The sequence below is a fragment of the Nocardioides panacisoli genome (assembly GCF_019448235.1).
In the GTDB taxonomy this organism is placed as follows: domain Bacteria; phylum Actinomycetota; class Actinomycetes; order Propionibacteriales; family Nocardioidaceae; genus Nocardioides; species Nocardioides panacisoli_A.
Genome location: NZ_CP080409.1, coordinates 188,707 through 202,647 on the forward strand (window position 1 = coordinate 188,707; position 13,941 = coordinate 202,647).

Genomic DNA, 13,941 nt, shown 5'->3' on the forward strand with positions numbered 1-13,941 from the left:
GGCGTCCGCGCACCGGGAGGATTCCGGGTGCAACGCCGGCGGCACCTAACCTGTGGGGCGTGTTGAGGATCGACCAGGCGACGTACGACGCGATCGTCGCCCACGCCAAGCGTGACCACCCCGTGGAGGCCTGCGGCATCGTCGCCGGCCCCGAGGGCAGCGACCGGCCCGAGCGCCTGGTCGAGATGGTCAACGCCGCGGGGAGTCCGACGTTCTACGAGTTCGACTCCACCGAGCTGCTCGACCTCTACAAGCAGATGTGGGACAACGACGAGGAGCCGATCGTCGTCTACCACTCCCACACCGCCACCGAGGCCTACCCGAGTGTGACCGACATCAACCTGGCCAGCGAGCCGGGCGCCCACTACGTGTTGGTGAGCACGCGGAACTGCTTTGATGCCGACGGTGGGAATAACGACGAGCCTGTGGAGTTCCACTCCTACAGCATCGTTGACGGCGTCGTGACCGAGGAAGCGGTCGAGGTCGTCCCCGAACTCCCGAGCAACCCGACGAGGAGCGAGTCCTAAGCCATGGCCATTGAGGTCCGGATCCCGACCATCCTGCGCACCTACACCGACGGCGAGAAGTCCGTCGAGGCGAGCGGTGCCAGCCTGAGCGCCCTGATCGATGACCTGGAGGCGAACCACCCGGGCATCAAGGAGCGGCTCGTCGAGCCCAAGGAGGACAAGGTCGAGCTGCGGCGCTTCGTCAACATCTACGTCAACGACGAGGACGTGCGCTTCATCGGTGGGCTCGACGCCGAGCTCTCCGACGGCGACCAGGTCGTCGTGCTCCCCGCAGTCGCGGGCGGTCAGTGACCCGCTACGACCACCTCCTGGCCTCGGTCGGCAACACGCCGCTCGTGGGCCTGCCGAGGCTCTCGCCGTCACCCGAGGTGCGGCTGTGGGCCAAGCTGGAGGACCGCAACCCGACCGGTTCGATCAAGGACCGGCCGGCGTTGAAGATGATCGAGCAGGCCGAGGCCGACGGCACGCTGCGGCCCGGCTGCACGATCCTCGAGCCGACCTCCGGCAACACCGGCATCTCGTTGGCCATGGCGGCCAAGCTCAAAGGCTACCGGGCGGTGTTCGTCATGCCCGAGAACACCTCCCAGGAGCGACGCCTGCTGCTGCGCATGTGGGGTGCGGAGATCTTCTCCAGCCCCGCCGCCGGCGGCTCCAACGAGGCGGTGCGCGTGGCCAAGCAGATGTCGGCCGAGCACCCCGACTGGGTGATGCTCTACCAGTACGGCAACGACGCCAACTCCGTCGCGCACGAGGAGGGGACCGCGCCGGAGATCCACGCGGACCTGCCCTCGGTCACCCACTTCGTCGCGGGGCTGGGCACGACCGGCACGTTGATGGGTGTGAGCCGCTACTTCCGCGTCCACAAGCCCGACGTCAAGATCGTCGCGGCCGAGCCCCGCTACGGCGAGTTGGTCTACGGCCTGCGCAACCTCGACGAGGGTTTCGTCCCCGAGCTCTACGACGCCTCGATGATCGACGGCCGGTTCTCGGTGGGTCCGCGCGACGCCGTACGCCGCGTCCGCGAGCTGTTGGAGCTGGAGGGCATCTTCGCCGGCGTCTCGACGGGCGCGATCCTGCACGCCGCGCTGGGGCAGGCCGCCAAGGCGGTCAAGGCCGGCACGAGCGCCGACATCGCCTTCGTCGTCTGCGACGCCGGCTGGAAGTACCTCTCGACCGGCGCCTACGAGGGCACGATCGACGAGGCGGAGGAGAAGCTCGAGGGCCAGCTCTGGGCCTGACGCGGTCCTCGCGTCACCGCCAGGCGAGCCGCTGCTCGGTGCCCCACTGGCTCCCCGGCACCGGGCCGAGCCCCAGCAGCGACAGGGCGAGGTTCGCCACGTCGCCGTTGCGGATCGGCTGCACCCCGGTGGCCGGCCGCCACGCCCGGCCGGGCCGCCGGTAGCCGCGCGAGAGGCGGTAGAGGTTCTCGCCGCGCGCGACGCCGCGGCCGTGGACCACGAAGGGCACGCGGTGGTTGGCGAGCCGCCGGGGGTCGGCGTGGCTGCGGCGCCAGGGCACGCCGCCGTGGTCGCTGGTCAGCACGATCCTGAGCCGCTGTCGCAGGGCCCGAGAGGCGTCACGCGTGGCCAGCACCGTGCCGACCAGCCGGTCCGCACGCTGCACGGCCCGTCGGTACTGCGGCCCCATCCAGCGGTGGTCGTGGCCGGCACGGTCCGGCCCGCCCAGGTGCAGCAGCGAGAAGGCCGGACGCTCGCGGCGCAGGTGGCGCCGCAACCGGAAGGTGACCCCGGCGTCCTTGCCCTCGCGGACCACCGAGGTGTGCACCGCGCCCGGCCAGGTGCGGCGGAAGAGGGAGAACTTGGACTTCGTGGCGAACACGGCCGTGCTGCCACCGGCCGCGTCGACCTCGGTGAAGACCGAGGCCACCGGCCCGCCGGCACCGTCGCGGACCGTCCGCCCGCGCGCGTCGTGGTTCCACGTCACGCCGTGGCCGCCGTACGCCGCGTCGATGCGTCGTCCGGTCACCATGCTCGTGTGGTTGGGCAGGGTGTCGGTGAGCTCGGGTTGGGCGCGGGCGTTGCGGGTGCTGGCGCCCTGGCGCAGCAGCCGGTGCAGGTGGGGGAGGCGTGAGGGGCCGAGCTTGCCGATCACCTTCGGGGTGAGCCCGTCCACCGAGATGACCAGGACCAGCCGGCCGTTGGTGGTGGCGGGTGCCGGGGTCGAGGAGGCGGGCGCCGCGGCCACCGGCCGGAGGCCCACCAATGCGAGGACCAGCAGGAGCAGGGCCGCGCGGCGGTGCGGGGCAGCCATGGCAGCAGGATAGGCAGCCACCACGTGATGTCGCTGACGATTCCGTCCTCCGGCCCGTGGTTCCCCGTACGCTGGGCCGGTGTTTCCCACGCAACGCGACGTCGATGCCCCCATCGGCATCTTCGACTCCGGGTTCGGCGGCCTGACCGTCGCGCGCTCGGTGATCGACCAGCTCCCGCACGAGTCGATCACCTACCTCGGTGACACGGCGCGCCAGCCCTACGGCCCCAAGCGGATCGCCGAGGTGCGGGAGTACGCACTGGAGTGCCTGGACCACCTGGTCGAGCAGGGCGTCAAGGCCCTGGTCATCGCGTGCAACTCCGCGAGCGGCGCCATGCTGCGCGACGCGCGCGAGCGCTACGACGTGCCGGTGGTCGAGGTGATCTACCCCGCCACGCGTCGGGCGGTCGCGGCGACCCGCAACGGCCGCATCGGCGTGATCTGCACCCGGTCGACCGCGGAGTCGATGGCCTACGACGACGCGTTCGCGGCGGCGCCCCACATCGAGCTGACCACGCAGGCGTGCCCGCGGTTCGTGGAGTTCGTCGAGGCCGGCATCACCTCCGGTGAGGAGCTGTACGCCGTCGCGCACGAGTACCTGGACCCGCTGGCCGCCGCCGGGGTCGACACCCTGGTGCTGGGCTGCACCCACTACCCGCTGCTGACCGGGGTCATCTCCTACGTCATGGGCCAGGAGGTCACGCTGGTGAGCAGTGCCGAGGAGTGCGGCAAGCAGGTGTTCAAGATGCTGACCGACACCGGCCTGATGCGGCCCGGGGGTGAGGCGACGTACTCCTTCCTCACCACGGGCTCGCCCGGTGACTTCGCCGACATCGGCCAGCGGTTCCTCGGTGCCGAACTCGCCGCTGCGGGCCAGTTCGTCGGGGGAATGGCATGATCGGCCGGGTGGTGGGCACGGACTTCCGGATGACGGTCGTGGGGTGCTCCGGGTCCTACCCCGGTCCGGACTCCCCGGCCAGTTGCTACCTGGTGCAGGCCGAGGCGGAGGGGCGCACCTGGAATCTCGTGGTCGACCTCGGCAACGGCGCGCTGGGGGCGCTGCAGCGCTACATCGACCCGTTGCAGGTCGACGCCGTGCTGCTCAGCCACCTCCACGCCGACCACTGCATCGACATGACCTCCTACTACGTGCTGCGCAAGTTCCACCCCACGGGGACGCAGCCGCAGATCCCGGTGTGGGGCCCGAGCGACACCCCGGGCCGCCTCTCCCGGGCCTACGACCTGCCGATGAACCCGGGCATGCGGGAGGAGTTCGAGTTCTTCTCCTTCCCGGCGGCCGTCGAGATCGGTCCGTTCCACGTGCGCGCGGTCGCCGTGGACCACCCGGTCGAGGCCTATGCGATGCGCATCAGCGTGGGGGACAAGGTGCTGGCCTACTCCGGCGACACCGGTCCGGTCGACTCGCTGGTCGACGTCGCCGTCGACGCCGACCTCTTCCTCGCCGAGGCGTCCTTCGAGGAGGGCGCCGACAACCCGCCCAGCCTCCACCTGACCGGCAAGGAGTGCGGTGACTACGCCACCAAGGCGGGGGCGAAGCGGTTGCTGCTGACGCACGTGCCGCCGTGGCACGACCCGCAGGTCGTGGTCGACGAGGCGCGCGCGGCGTACGACGGGCCGCTGGAGCTGGCGGCGGCCGGCGCGGTCTACCGCCTCTGAGGGCGCCGACCCGCAGGTCGCGCGCCCCCAGCGGACGGTGCGGAGCCCGGGTCAGCTGCCCCAGGTGAGGGCGGTGCTGGCGACGGCGAGCTCGATCGTGGCGCCCACCGGGAGGCCGGCACGCTCGGTGTCGAGCACGATGTGGACCGCGCGGATCCGGTTGATCGGGCCGGCGGTGGCCTGCTCGTTGATCACGACCTTGCCCAGGTTGGCGACGTTGATCGTGGTGTTGGGGGCGACGTCGACGTCGATGGGCTGGCCGGCGACCTCGAGGTCGACGAAGGTCAGGTCCATGTCGCCGCGGTAGGTGCCGCCGATCCGCTCGCCGTGGGCGGTCGCGGTGATCGCGTCGGCCTTCACCAGGCCGCCGAGGAGGTTGACCCCGGCGATCTGGCTGGTGGTGGTGACCTCCATGTCGCCGTTGTCGCTCTTGGAGGAGGTGGAGGTGGACTCCACGGCGGCGACCTTGAGGACGCCGGCGGCGTCCACGGATGCGGTGGAGTTCTTCAGGGTCTCGCCGTCGCTGCCGCCGCTGGGGGTGCGCAGCAGCGCGGTCGGCCCGGACTCGACCCTGACGGTCCCGTTGCCGGCGTCGGCCTTGATCTGGGACCCGTAGGCGTTGCCGTAGACGGCGCCCTCGTCGGGGTCGGGTGCGGGCGTCAGCACCGACATCGCGGGGTTGACGTTGATGCGCGCACCCCGGGGTGCCTCACCGCGCCGCTCGAGCAGGGAGATGCTCAGGGCCGAGGCGAAGGTCCCGCGGCTGCCGTCCTTCTCCGCGGAGCTGAAGTAGTTCAGCGCGATCGCGGCGACGCCGGGGATCGACACGAACCGGTTCTTGCGCACCGTGACGGGGAACTTGCGGCCAGCGATGCGGAGGTTGACCAGCTTCGAGCCGCCGGTCGCTCGGGAGGTGCCGTCGTCGTTGGCGTACGTCGTCACGACGGTCTCGAGCGCGTCGGCGCGGATCGCGCCGCCCAGCAGGCGGACCCCGGCGATGCGTGAGGTGGTCCTGGTGGCCACGCCCTGCGGCGTGGCGAAGCGCTCCGAGCGGGTCTCGACCACGCCGGTGGACACCAGTTGGGCCACCTTGATCGCCGCCGTGCTGTTGGTGTCGGTGGCGGCGCTGGTGGCGGTCACCGAGGAGGTGGCGGTCAGGTCGGAGGAGATGGTGGTGCCGAGCGCCTTGATCTGGGTCGCACCGGCCGTGGCGGTGAAGCTCCAGGTCGTGGCGGCACTGGCCGGCGCGACGAGGCCGAGGCCGAGCACGAGCGCGGCAGCGATGGCGCCGGTGAACAGGCGCGAGAGCGTGGTGGTCATCAAAGTCCCCATGGATGAAGTTGTCAGATGTGGCGGAGCAGTTGAAGGAGCAACGATGACGCTACGCTCGTGGTCACGGCTTCGGAAGCACATCGCTGATGAATTGTCGGGGGCACGCGGCGTGACGCCGTACGCCGTCGATCGCGGATCGGGCACAGTGGCCCCATGATCACCGTCGACCACCTGACCAAGAGCTACGGGCGCTTCACGGCCGTGGACGACGTCAGCTTCGCCTGCCGCCCGGGCACCGTCACCGGGTTCCTCGGCCCCAACGGTGCCGGCAAGACCACGACGATGCGGGTCATGGTCGGCCTCACGCCGGCCACCCGGGGATCGGTCACCATCGGCGGCCTGGACTACCACCAGATCCCCAACCCGGGGCGCCACGTCGGCGTGCTGCTCGACGCCAGCGCGCAGCACGCGGGCCGCACCGGCCGTGAGGTGCTCACGATCGGTGCCCAGACGATGGGCCTGCCCCGCACGCGCGTGGACGAGATGCTCGCGCTGGTGGGCCTGTCCCCGGAGGAGTCCCGCCGGCGGATCAAGAACTACTCACTCGGCATGCGCCAGCGCCTCGGCATCGCCCACGCGCTCCTCGGTGACCCGTCGGTGCTGATCCTGGACGAGCCGGCCAACGGGCTGGACCCGGCCGGCATCCGCTGGATGCGGGACCTGTTGAAGTCCTACGCCGACCGCGGCGGCACGGTGCTGCTCTCCAGCCACCTGCTCCACGAGGTGGAGCAGATCGCCGACGAGATGATCCTGATCGGCCACGGCCGGATCGTCGCGCAGGGGGACCGCGCGACCCTGCTCGAGGGCTCCGACGGCGTCCAGACGCTGGTGACCTCGCTGGACAACGCCGCCCTGGCCACGGCACTCGCCGACGGCGGCCACCGGGTGGAGTCGGCGGGCGCCGGCCTCCGTGTCCACGCGACCGCCGAGGCGGTGGGGCGGGCCGCTCTGTCGGCCGGGGTGGTCCTCACCGACCTGCGCAGCGGGGGAGCCGGGCTCGAGGACCTCTTCCTCGAGCTCACCTCCGCCACCCAACGCGACCCGCTGACGGAAGGTACGCCGCGATGAGCGCCTCGATCCCCCCGCCGCCCCCTGCCGCCCCGGCACGCACGACCCTGGACGTCGCCGGCACCCCGGCGACGCCGTTCGGGCGCCTGGTGCGCGTCGAGTGGCGCAAGATGTTCGACACCCGCGGTGGCCTCTGGCTGATGATCATCACCGGTGGCCTGCTCGCGCTCGTCGCCGGCCTGGTGCTGCTGATCGTCGCGCTCAACGACGGGGCGGTGATCACCGCGGGCGACCTCACCAGTGTGTTCACCTTCCCGGTCTCGCTGCTGATGCCGGTCTTCGCGATCCTCACCGTGACCAGCGAGTGGAGCCAGCGCACGGCGTTGACCAGCTTCACCCTCGAGCCGCACCGGATGCGCGTCGTCGCCTCCAAGTGGGTGGCGGTGTCGGGACTGGCGCTCGCCACGATCGCGGTGGCGGTGCTGTTCGGTGCGCTGACCAACGTGCTGGGTGCGGTGATCGCGGGCACCGACGTGCAGTGGGACGTCGAGGCCGGCACCCTGGGCTGGACGATCGTGCTCCAGCTGCTCTACTTCTGGATGGCCTTCGCGGTCGCGATGCTGCTGCTCAACACCCCGGCAGCGATCTCGGTCTACTACGTCGTCGCACTGCTGGTGCCGCTGGTGGTCTGGGGTCCGCTCTTCGCGCTGTTCGACTGGGCGCGCGACGTGCTGCCCTGGGTCGACCTCACCGTGGCCTCGGCCCCGGTCATCAACGGGCGCGACTTCGCCGGGCAGCCGGTGGACGCGGGCGCGTTGGAGTACCTCCAGTTCGTCTGGACCGCCGTGCTGTGGATCGGTCTGCCGCTGCTGCTCGGTGCGCTGCGGATCCGTCGTGCCGAGGTGAAGTGAAGCCGTCACCGAGCGTTGTCCGACACGACACCTGAGGACTGACCGGGCGTACCCGCCTCGGCCACGGTGAGTGCCGTGACCCGGCTCCACGGCACCCGGTACCTCCGTCTGGCGACGCTCGGCGACAGCACCACCGTCGGGATCGGTGACCCGGTCCCCGGTGGACAGTGGCGCGGCTGGGCCCGCCACCTCACCGAGGCGCTCGCGGCGTCGTACGACGTCTCCTGGTGCAACCTGGCCATCTCCGGCGCGACGACGTCGATCGTGCGCGAGCAGCAGCTCGAGGACGCGCTCGCGCACCGGCCGGACCTCGCCTCGCTGGTGGTGGGCGTCAACGACACGATGCGCGGGTCGTGGGACCCCGCGCACGTGCGCGACGACCTGCTGACCATCGCCTCGTGCCTGCACGGCGTCGGTGCGACGCTGATGACCGCACGCTTCCACGACCACGGGGCGGTGCTCGGGCTGCCGGGTGTCCTGCGACGGCCGCTGTGGCACCGGATCTCGGTGGTGAACGCCGCCTACGACGAGGTGTGGCGGCGCTACGGCGGCGTCCGGCTGGACCTGGCGCACCGCCCCGAGCTGGGACGCCGCGAGTGCTGGTCGGTCGACCGCTTCCACCCCTCCGAGCTCGGCCACCGGGCGCTCGCCCGCGCCTTCGCCACCGAGCTGCACGCCGCCGGCTACGACTTCCCGATGCCCTCGGCGCTGCCGGGCGGCGGCTATCCGCCGAGCTGGCGGCGCGACGTGGCGTGGATGGTCACCGAGGGAGCACCGTGGGTGGGGCGACGGGCGCGCGACCTCGGCCCCTGGATGATCCGCAACGCGCTGCCCGTGGGTAGGTTGGGCGCCCATGAGCACTCGTGAGGACGGCAGGGCAGACGACGAACTCCGACCGGTGACCATCACCCGCAACTGGCTGGACCACCCGGCGGGCTCGGTGCTGGTGGAGTTCGGCAGGACCCGCGTGCTGTGCGCGGCCTCGGCCTCGGAGGGCGTGCCGCGGTGGCGCAAGGGCTCCGGGCTCGGCTGGGTCACCGCCGAGTACGCCATGCTCCCGGCCTCGACCAACGAGCGGTCGCAGCGGGAGTCGGTCAAGGGCCGCATCGGCGGCCGGACCCACGAGATCAGCCGCCTGGTCGGCCGGTCGCTGCGCGCGGTGATCGACGACGCCAAGCTCGGCGAGAACACCATCCAGCTCGACTGCGACGTGCTGCAGGCCGACGGCGGCACCCGCACCGCGGCCATCACCGGCGCCTACGTGGCGCTCGCCGACGCGTGCGCGACCCTCGGGGTCCCGCAGGCCCTGACGGGATCCGTCGCCGCGATCAGCGTGGGGATCATCGACGGCACCCCGCGGCTGGACCTGCCCTACGTCGAGGACGTCCGCGCCGAGACCGACATGAACGTCGTCATGACCGGCGAGGGGTCCTACGTCGAGATCCAGGGCACCGCCGAGGGCGCCGCCTTCGACCGCACCGAGCTCGACGGCCTGCTGGCGCTGGCCGAGAAGGGCTGCGCCGACCTCACCCGGATGCAGCAGGAAGCCCTCGCGGGTGGCTGAGGACGCCACGCCCGCGGGTCCGCGGGTCCTGCTCGCCTCCCGCAACGCAGGGAAGGTCGCCGAGATGCAGCGCATCCTGGCCGACCACCTGCGCGGCGTGACCGTGGTCGGCCTCGCAGAGGTGGCGGCGTACGACGAGCCCGTCGAGGACGAGCCGACGTTCGCCGGCAACGCCCTGCTCAAGGCGCGCGCGGGCGTGGCCGCGACCGGGCTGGCCTCGATCGCCGACGACAGCGGCCTGTGCGTGGACGCGCTCAACCAGATGCCGGGCGTGCTCTCGGCCCGCTGGTCGGGACGTCCCATCGCGTCCGGTCCGGGGCAGGACGACCGCAACAACCGCCTGCTGCTGGACCAGCTGCACGACGTCCCCGACGACCGGCGCACCGCGCACTTCACGTGTGCGGTCGCGCTGGTGACGGCCGACGGCCGCGAGCTGGTCGTCGAGGGCCGGATGGACGGCCGCATCATCCGGGAGGTCCGGGGGAGCGGCGGGTTCGGCTACGACGTGCTCTTCGAGGCCGACGAGCAGCCGGGCCGCACCACCGCCGAGCTCAGCCGCGCCGACAAGGACGCGATCTCCCACCGCGGCCGCGCGCTGCGCGCGATCGCGCCGCAGGTGGCCGCTCTGCTCGACTAGTGCCGGAGGCGGGAATCGAACCCGCACGCCCTCGGGCACAGGCACCTAAAGCCTGCGTGTCTGCCTGTTCCACCACTCCGGCCGGGCCCCAGTGTCTCAGGTCCGCCCTGGAGGGAGTGCCGTCAGCCGAGTACGGAGAACAGTGCTGCCGCGGTGGACAGCACCAGGCCGGCGACCAGCACCAGGGCGATGACGCGCACCGTCGTGGAGTTCTTGCTCGGCAGCGGATCGGGCATGTCCTCAGGCTACCGAGCGCTCCGGCGCCGGGTCAGGCGCCCAGCCCGAGGTCGCGGTGCAGCTTGGCGACATGGCCGGTGGCCCGCACGTTGTACTGCGCCAGCTCGACCGTGCCGTCGGCGTCGACGACGAAGGTGGAGCGGATGACGCCCTGCACGACCTTGCCGTACATCTTCTTCTCGCCGAAGGCGCCGTACGCCGCGAGGACCTCCTTGTCGGGGTCGGAGAGCAGCGTGATCGTCAACCCGTCGCGGTCGCGGAACTTCGCCAGTCGCTCGGGCTTGTCCGGGGAGATGCCGAGCACGCGGTAGCCGGCGGCCTGCAGCGAGTCCAGGGAGTCGGTGAAGTCGCAGGCCTGCTTGGTGCACCCGGGGGTCATCGCGGAGGGGTAGAAGTAGACGATCACCTTCTCGTCCTTGCCGAGCAGGTCGCCCAGGCGCACCGTGGCACCGGTGTCGTCGGGGAGGGTGAAGTCGGGGGCGGTGTCGCCGACGCTGAGACGGGCGGCTTCGGACACGGGCACTCCTGAGTCGGTGTTGTTGTTGCAACTGTCTTGCAATAAAGTGGCGGGGATCCACCCCAACCTATCCACCACGATCGGAGCGGCATGCACGTCCCCGACGGCTTCCTCGACGCCCCCACCTCGGTGGCGACCGGCGCGGTGGCCGCTGCCGGCATCGCCGTCGCGCTGCGCAAGTCCCGCGACGAGCTGGACGACCGGACCGCGCCGATGGCCGGCCTCGTCGCCGCCTTCGTGTTCGCGGGCCAGATGATCAACTTCCCCGTCGGTGCCGGCACCAGTGGGCACCTGCTCGGGGGCGCCCTCGCCGCGGTCCTCGTCGGGCCGTGGACCGGCGCGCTGTGCATCTCGGTCGTGCTCATGGTCCAGGCGCTCTTCATGGCCGACGGCGGCATCACGGCGCTGGGCAGCAACGTCGTCCTGCTCGGCCTGGTCGCCTGCTTCGTCGGCTACGCCGCCTTCCGCCTCGCGATGCTCGTGCTGCCGCGCAGGCTGTCCTCGGTGCCGCTGGCGGCCGCCTTCGGTGCCCTGGTGTCGGTGCCGGTCGCCGCCGCCGTCTTCACCGGGCTCTTCGCCGTCGGGGGACAGGTCGACGTGGACCTCGGCGCCGTGCTCACCGCGATGCTCGGCTGGCACACCGTCATCGGCATCGGTGAGGCCGTCGTCACGGGCCTCGTGGTCAGCGCCGTCGTCGGTTCCCGACCCGACCTCGTGCGCGGCGCTCGAGGGATCCCACGCGCCGCCGGTACCCACGCCCCGACGGCCGACGAGGCCGAGGAGGTCACCCCATGACCCGCCGTACCTTCTTCGTCACTGGCCTGGTCGTCGCGCTGCTGATCGCCGGCGTCGGCAGCTACTACGCCAGCGCGCACCCCGACGGCCTCGAGTACGTCGCCGAGCAGACCGGCTTCATCGACACCGCCGAGGACAGCGCCACCGCCGACACCGTCTTCGCCGACTACCAGACCTCCGGCGTGGCGGACGAGCGGCTGGGCGGCGGCATCGCCGGCGTGCTGGGCGTGCTGGTGACCCTGCTGGTGGCCGGCGGCCTCGCCTGGCTGCTGCGGCGGCGTACGAGCTCCGACACGGCCTCGGTGGACTGACGTGGGTGCCGGGCACGGCCACCGGCTGCACTACCACGGGCACAGTCGGATCCACCGCGCTCCGGCGCACCTGAAGCTGGTCGTGCTGCTGGCCTTCGTGCTCACCGTGGTCGCCACGCCGCGCGAGTGGTACGCCGCCTACGGCGCCTACCTGCTGGTCGTGCTGGCTGCGATCGTGGCCGCCGGCGTGCCGGTGACCTACGTGCTCAAGCGCTCGGTGATCGAGGTCCCGTTCCTGGTCTTCGCCGCGATGATGCCCTTCATCGCCCGCGGTCCCGAGGTCGAGGTCCTCGGCGTCGGACTCTCCGAGGCCGGACTGGTCGCCGCCTGGGGACTGGCCGCCAAGGGCACCCTGGGCGTGCTCGCGTCGCTGACCCTCGCCGCCACCACCGAGCCGGGCGACGTCCTCACCGGGCTGCAGCGGCTGCGGCTGCCGGACCTGCTGGTGCAGATCATGGCCTTCATGATCCGCTACCTCGACGTGGTGACCGCCGACCTCGGCCGGATGATCACGGCCATGCGCTCCCGGGGCGCCGACCCGCGCTCACCGCGCCACTGGCCCACGTTGGCCCGGACGCTCGGTGCCCTCTTCGTGCGCAGCTACGAGCGCGGCGAGCGGGTCCACCTCGCGATGCTGTCGCGGGGCTATCGGGGGAGGATGCCCGGATGACCCCCGTGCTCGACGTCCGCGACCTCGCGTTCAGCTACCCCGACGGCCAGCCCGCGCTCCGCGGGGTCGACCTGCACGTGCACCCGGGGGAGCGGGTCGCGCTGCTCGGCCCCAACGGAGCGGGCAAGACCACGCTGGTGCTGCACCTCAACGGCATCCACGCCCCGCAGCGCGGCAGCGTGGCCGTCAGTGGACTCCCGGTGGCGAAGGCGCACCTCGCCGAGATCCGCCGCCGGGTCGGCATCGTGTTCCAGGACCCCGATGACCAGCTGTTCATGGGGTCGGTGCGGGCGGATGTGGCGTTCGGACCCGCCAACCTGGGACTCGCCGGAGACGCGCTCGAGGGACGGGTGATGGCGGCACTGGAACAGGTCGGGATGGCGGACTTCGCCGACCGGCCGCCGCACCACCTGTCCTTCGGGCAGCGTCGCCGCGTCGCGATCGCGACGGTGCTGGCGATGGAGCCGGAGATCCTGGTGCTCGACGAGCCGTCCTCCAACCTCGACCCCGCGTCGCGGCGCGAGCTGGCCGAGATCCTGCGACGCCTCGACGTGACGGTGCTGATGGTCACCCACGACCTGCCCTACGCCTACGAGCTCTGCCCGCGCTCGGTCGTGCTGAGCGAGGGCGCGGTCGTGGCCGACGGGACGACGTACGACGTGCTGACCGACGAGGCGCTGATGGCCGCACACCGGCTCGAGCTGCCCTTCGGGTTCGACCCACGGACGACCGCCCCGCAGTCGGACCGCGCACCGTCGGCCGATGTTGATAGCCTGCCGCGGTGAGCAAAGACACCGCCGACATCGAGCGTGAGATCGAGGAGACCCGCGAGCGCATGGCGGGCACGATCGACCAGCTCCTCCACCGCTCGCACCCCAAGACCATCATCAGTCGTGAGATCGCGGCGGTGAAGGCGCACTACGTCGACGTCGAGACGGGGCAGCCGCGCACCGACAACATCCTCAAGACCGTCGGCGGCGTCGCCGGCGTCGTCGCGGTGTTCGTGCTCGTCCGCACGATCGCCCGCTGAGCACCTCCCGCGCCATGGCCGCCTCGCCGGACAAGACGCCGATCAAGATGCTCCACGATCGGATCCTGTGCGAGACCGACACCGAGGCCGGCGAGCGCAAGTCCTCCGGCGGGATCGTCATCCCTGCCACCGCCGCCATGGGCGGCCGCCGCCTGGTGTGGTCCACGGTCGTGGCCGTCGGCCCGCACGCCCGCGCCGTCGAGGCCGACGATCGGGTCCTCTACGACCCCGAGGACAAGGCCGAGGTCGAGGTCCACGGCGAGACCTACGTCGTGATGCGCGAGCGCGACGTCCACGCCGTCGCCGCCGACCGGTTGGCCGACGAGGCGACCGGGCTCTACCTGTAGGGACCCACCCGAGGTCCCCGACGCGCTGGACCCGATGCGCCACACTGGCCCCCAGGCGTCGACGACGAGGGGGATCTGTGGTCAACCGACCCGGTAGGGACCAGCGT

At 71.8% G+C, this 13,941-nt stretch carries 19 protein-coding genes and 1 tRNA gene; 16 read left to right on the top strand and 4 right to left on the bottom strand.

The window, feature by feature from the left end:
* The first annotated feature begins 59 nt into the window (after positions 1 to 59).
* The 3 genes from KUV85_RS00950 to KUV85_RS00960 are packed head-to-tail and all read left to right on the top strand — an operon-like array spanning position 60 to position 1,765.
* Positions 60 to 527 (top strand): Mov34/MPN/PAD-1 family protein, encoded by a 468-nt coding sequence (locus KUV85_RS00950; protein ID WP_237690175.1) that lies wholly within the window; start codon positions 60 to 62, stop codon positions 525 to 527.
* 3 nt (positions 528 to 530) lie between these two features.
* Positions 531 to 818, top strand: a complete 288-nt coding sequence (locus KUV85_RS00955) for a MoaD/ThiS family protein (protein ID WP_219961354.1) — start codon at positions 531 to 533, stop codon at positions 816 to 818.
* Positions 815 to 1,765 carry a PLP-dependent cysteine synthase family protein gene (locus KUV85_RS00960; RefSeq protein WP_219961355.1) on the top strand — a complete coding sequence of 317 codons (951 nt, stop codon included), beginning with the start codon at positions 815 to 817 and terminating at the stop codon, positions 1,763 to 1,765. The genes KUV85_RS00955 and KUV85_RS00960 overlap by 4 nt, the downstream gene beginning before the upstream one ends.
* A 13-nt stretch (positions 1,766 to 1,778) precedes the next feature.
* Here the strand turns inward: KUV85_RS00960 and KUV85_RS00965 are convergent, their stop codons facing one another.
* On the bottom strand, positions 1,779 to 2,798 hold the full coding sequence (locus KUV85_RS00965) for an alkaline phosphatase family protein (protein ID WP_219961356.1): 1,020 nt from the start codon (positions 2,796 to 2,798) through the stop codon (positions 1,779 to 1,781).
* Between the two features lie 79 nt (positions 2,799 to 2,877).
* On the opposite strand from KUV85_RS00965, the gene murI reads away from it, so the two are divergent.
* Both murI and KUV85_RS00975 read left to right on the top strand, forming a co-directional pair.
* Positions 2,878 to 3,696 (top strand): glutamate racemase, encoded by an 819-nt coding sequence (gene murI / locus KUV85_RS00970; RefSeq protein ID WP_219961357.1) that lies wholly within the window; start codon positions 2,878 to 2,880, stop codon positions 3,694 to 3,696.
* A gap of 8 nt (positions 3,697 to 3,704) precedes the next feature.
* The gene (locus tag KUV85_RS00975; protein WP_219961358.1) at positions 3,705 to 4,475 is read left to right on the top strand and encodes an MBL fold metallo-hydrolase; all 771 of its coding nucleotides are present in this window, start codon (positions 3,705 to 3,707) and stop codon (positions 4,473 to 4,475) included.
* A gap of 51 nt (positions 4,476 to 4,526) precedes the next feature.
* On the opposite strand, the gene KUV85_RS00980 is transcribed toward KUV85_RS00975, so the two are convergent.
* Positions 4,527 to 5,795: a choice-of-anchor P family protein gene (locus KUV85_RS00980; protein WP_219961359.1), complete on the bottom strand. Its 1,269-nt coding sequence runs from the start codon at positions 5,793 to 5,795 to the stop codon at positions 4,527 to 4,529.
* Positions 5,796 to 5,960: 165 nt separating this feature from the next.
* Between KUV85_RS00980 and KUV85_RS00985 the strand changes: the two genes are divergently transcribed.
* The 5 genes from KUV85_RS00985 to rdgB all read left to right on the top strand — a co-directional run bounded on the left by KUV85_RS00985 (position 5,961) and on the right by rdgB (position 9,927).
* Positions 5,961 to 6,875: an ABC transporter ATP-binding protein gene (locus tag KUV85_RS00985; protein WP_219961360.1), complete on the top strand. Its 915-nt coding sequence runs from the start codon at positions 5,961 to 5,963 to the stop codon at positions 6,873 to 6,875.
* Positions 6,872 to 7,726 carry a hypothetical protein gene (locus KUV85_RS00990; protein WP_219961361.1) on the top strand — a complete coding sequence of 285 codons (855 nt, stop codon included), beginning with the start codon at positions 6,872 to 6,874 and terminating at the stop codon, positions 7,724 to 7,726. Before KUV85_RS00985 ends, KUV85_RS00990 begins: the two co-directional genes overlap by 4 nt.
* A gap of 75 nt (positions 7,727 to 7,801) precedes the next feature.
* Positions 7,802 to 8,593 (top strand): SGNH/GDSL hydrolase family protein, encoded by a 792-nt coding sequence (locus KUV85_RS00995; protein WP_219961362.1) that lies wholly within the window; start codon positions 7,802 to 7,804, stop codon positions 8,591 to 8,593.
* Positions 8,580 to 9,290, top strand: a complete 711-nt coding sequence (gene rph, locus KUV85_RS01000) for a ribonuclease PH (RefSeq protein ID WP_219961363.1) — start codon at positions 8,580 to 8,582, stop codon at positions 9,288 to 9,290. Before KUV85_RS00995 ends, rph begins: the two co-directional genes overlap by 14 nt.
* Entirely contained in the window at positions 9,283 to 9,927 is a 645-nt protein-coding gene (rdgB, locus tag KUV85_RS01005) for an RdgB/HAM1 family non-canonical purine NTP pyrophosphatase (RefSeq protein ID WP_425299376.1), read from the top strand. The genes rph and rdgB overlap by 8 nt, the downstream gene beginning before the upstream one ends.
* On the opposite strand, the gene KUV85_RS01010 is transcribed toward rdgB, so the two are convergent.
* A tRNA-Leu gene (locus KUV85_RS01010) sits at positions 9,928 to 10,009 on the bottom strand.
* A gap of 186 nt (positions 10,010 to 10,195) precedes the next feature.
* Complete coding sequence (bcp, locus tag KUV85_RS01015; RefSeq protein ID WP_219961364.1) at positions 10,196 to 10,681, bottom strand: thioredoxin-dependent thiol peroxidase; 486 nt, start codon at positions 10,679 to 10,681, stop codon at positions 10,196 to 10,198.
* Positions 10,682 to 10,771: 90 nt separating this feature from the next.
* Between bcp and KUV85_RS01020 the strand changes: the two genes are divergently transcribed.
* Genes KUV85_RS01020 through KUV85_RS01045 form a run of 6 tightly spaced genes read left to right on the top strand, consistent with a single transcriptional unit; the run spans position 10,772 to position 13,834 of the window.
* Complete coding sequence (locus tag KUV85_RS01020) at positions 10,772 to 11,476, top strand: energy-coupling factor ABC transporter permease (RefSeq protein ID WP_219961365.1); 705 nt, start codon at positions 10,772 to 10,774, stop codon at positions 11,474 to 11,476.
* Positions 11,473 to 11,787 (top strand): PDGLE domain-containing protein, encoded by a 315-nt coding sequence (locus KUV85_RS01025; RefSeq protein WP_219961366.1) that lies wholly within the window; start codon positions 11,473 to 11,475, stop codon positions 11,785 to 11,787. The genes KUV85_RS01020 and KUV85_RS01025 overlap by 4 nt, the downstream gene beginning before the upstream one ends.
* 1 nt (position 11,788) lies before the next feature.
* The gene (cbiQ, locus tag KUV85_RS01030) at positions 11,789 to 12,457 is read left to right on the top strand and encodes a cobalt ECF transporter T component CbiQ (RefSeq protein ID WP_219961367.1); all 669 of its coding nucleotides are present in this window, start codon (positions 11,789 to 11,791) and stop codon (positions 12,455 to 12,457) included.
* A complete protein-coding gene (locus KUV85_RS01035; RefSeq protein WP_219961368.1) occupies positions 12,454 to 13,242 on the top strand; it encodes an energy-coupling factor ABC transporter ATP-binding protein in 789 nt (262 codons plus the stop codon). Before cbiQ ends, KUV85_RS01035 begins: the two co-directional genes overlap by 4 nt.
* The gene (locus KUV85_RS01040; RefSeq protein ID WP_219961369.1) at positions 13,239 to 13,487 is read left to right on the top strand and encodes a DUF3618 domain-containing protein; all 249 of its coding nucleotides are present in this window, start codon (positions 13,239 to 13,241) and stop codon (positions 13,485 to 13,487) included. The genes KUV85_RS01035 and KUV85_RS01040 overlap by 4 nt, the downstream gene beginning before the upstream one ends.
* Positions 13,488 to 13,501: 14 nt before the next feature.
* The gene (locus tag KUV85_RS01045; protein WP_219961370.1) at positions 13,502 to 13,834 is read left to right on the top strand and encodes a GroES family chaperonin; all 333 of its coding nucleotides are present in this window, start codon (positions 13,502 to 13,504) and stop codon (positions 13,832 to 13,834) included.
* Positions 13,835 to 13,941: the final 107 nt, after the last annotated feature.

What these genes read in the sequence shown, in the direction of transcription:
- KUV85_RS00955 (WP_219961354.1), top strand. Translation starts at nt 531, where the DNA reads ATGGCCATTGAGGTCCGGATCCCGACCATCCTGCGCACCTACACCGAC.
- KUV85_RS00965 (WP_219961356.1), bottom strand. Translation starts at nt 2,798, where the DNA reads ATGGCTGCCCCGCACCGCCGCGCGGCCCTGCTCCTGCTGGTCCTCGCA.
- KUV85_RS00980 (WP_219961359.1), bottom strand. Translation starts at nt 5,795, where the DNA reads ATGACCACCACGCTCTCGCGCCTGTTCACCGGCGCCATCGCTGCCGCG.
- KUV85_RS00985 (WP_219961360.1), top strand. Translation starts at nt 5,961, where the DNA reads ATGATCACCGTCGACCACCTGACCAAGAGCTACGGGCGCTTCACGGCC.
- KUV85_RS00990 (WP_219961361.1), top strand. Translation starts at nt 6,872, where the DNA reads ATGAGCGCCTCGATCCCCCCGCCGCCCCCTGCCGCCCCGGCACGCACG.
- rph (WP_219961363.1), top strand. Translation starts at nt 8,580, where the DNA reads ATGAGCACTCGTGAGGACGGCAGGGCAGACGACGAACTCCGACCGGTG.
- KUV85_RS01020 (WP_219961365.1), top strand. Translation starts at nt 10,772, where the DNA reads ATGCACGTCCCCGACGGCTTCCTCGACGCCCCCACCTCGGTGGCGACC.
- KUV85_RS01025 (WP_219961366.1), top strand. Translation starts at nt 11,473, where the DNA reads ATGACCCGCCGTACCTTCTTCGTCACTGGCCTGGTCGTCGCGCTGCTG.
- KUV85_RS01035 (WP_219961368.1), top strand. Translation starts at nt 12,454, where the DNA reads ATGACCCCCGTGCTCGACGTCCGCGACCTCGCGTTCAGCTACCCCGAC.
- KUV85_RS01045 (WP_219961370.1), top strand. Translation starts at nt 13,502, where the DNA reads ATGGCCGCCTCGCCGGACAAGACGCCGATCAAGATGCTCCACGATCGG.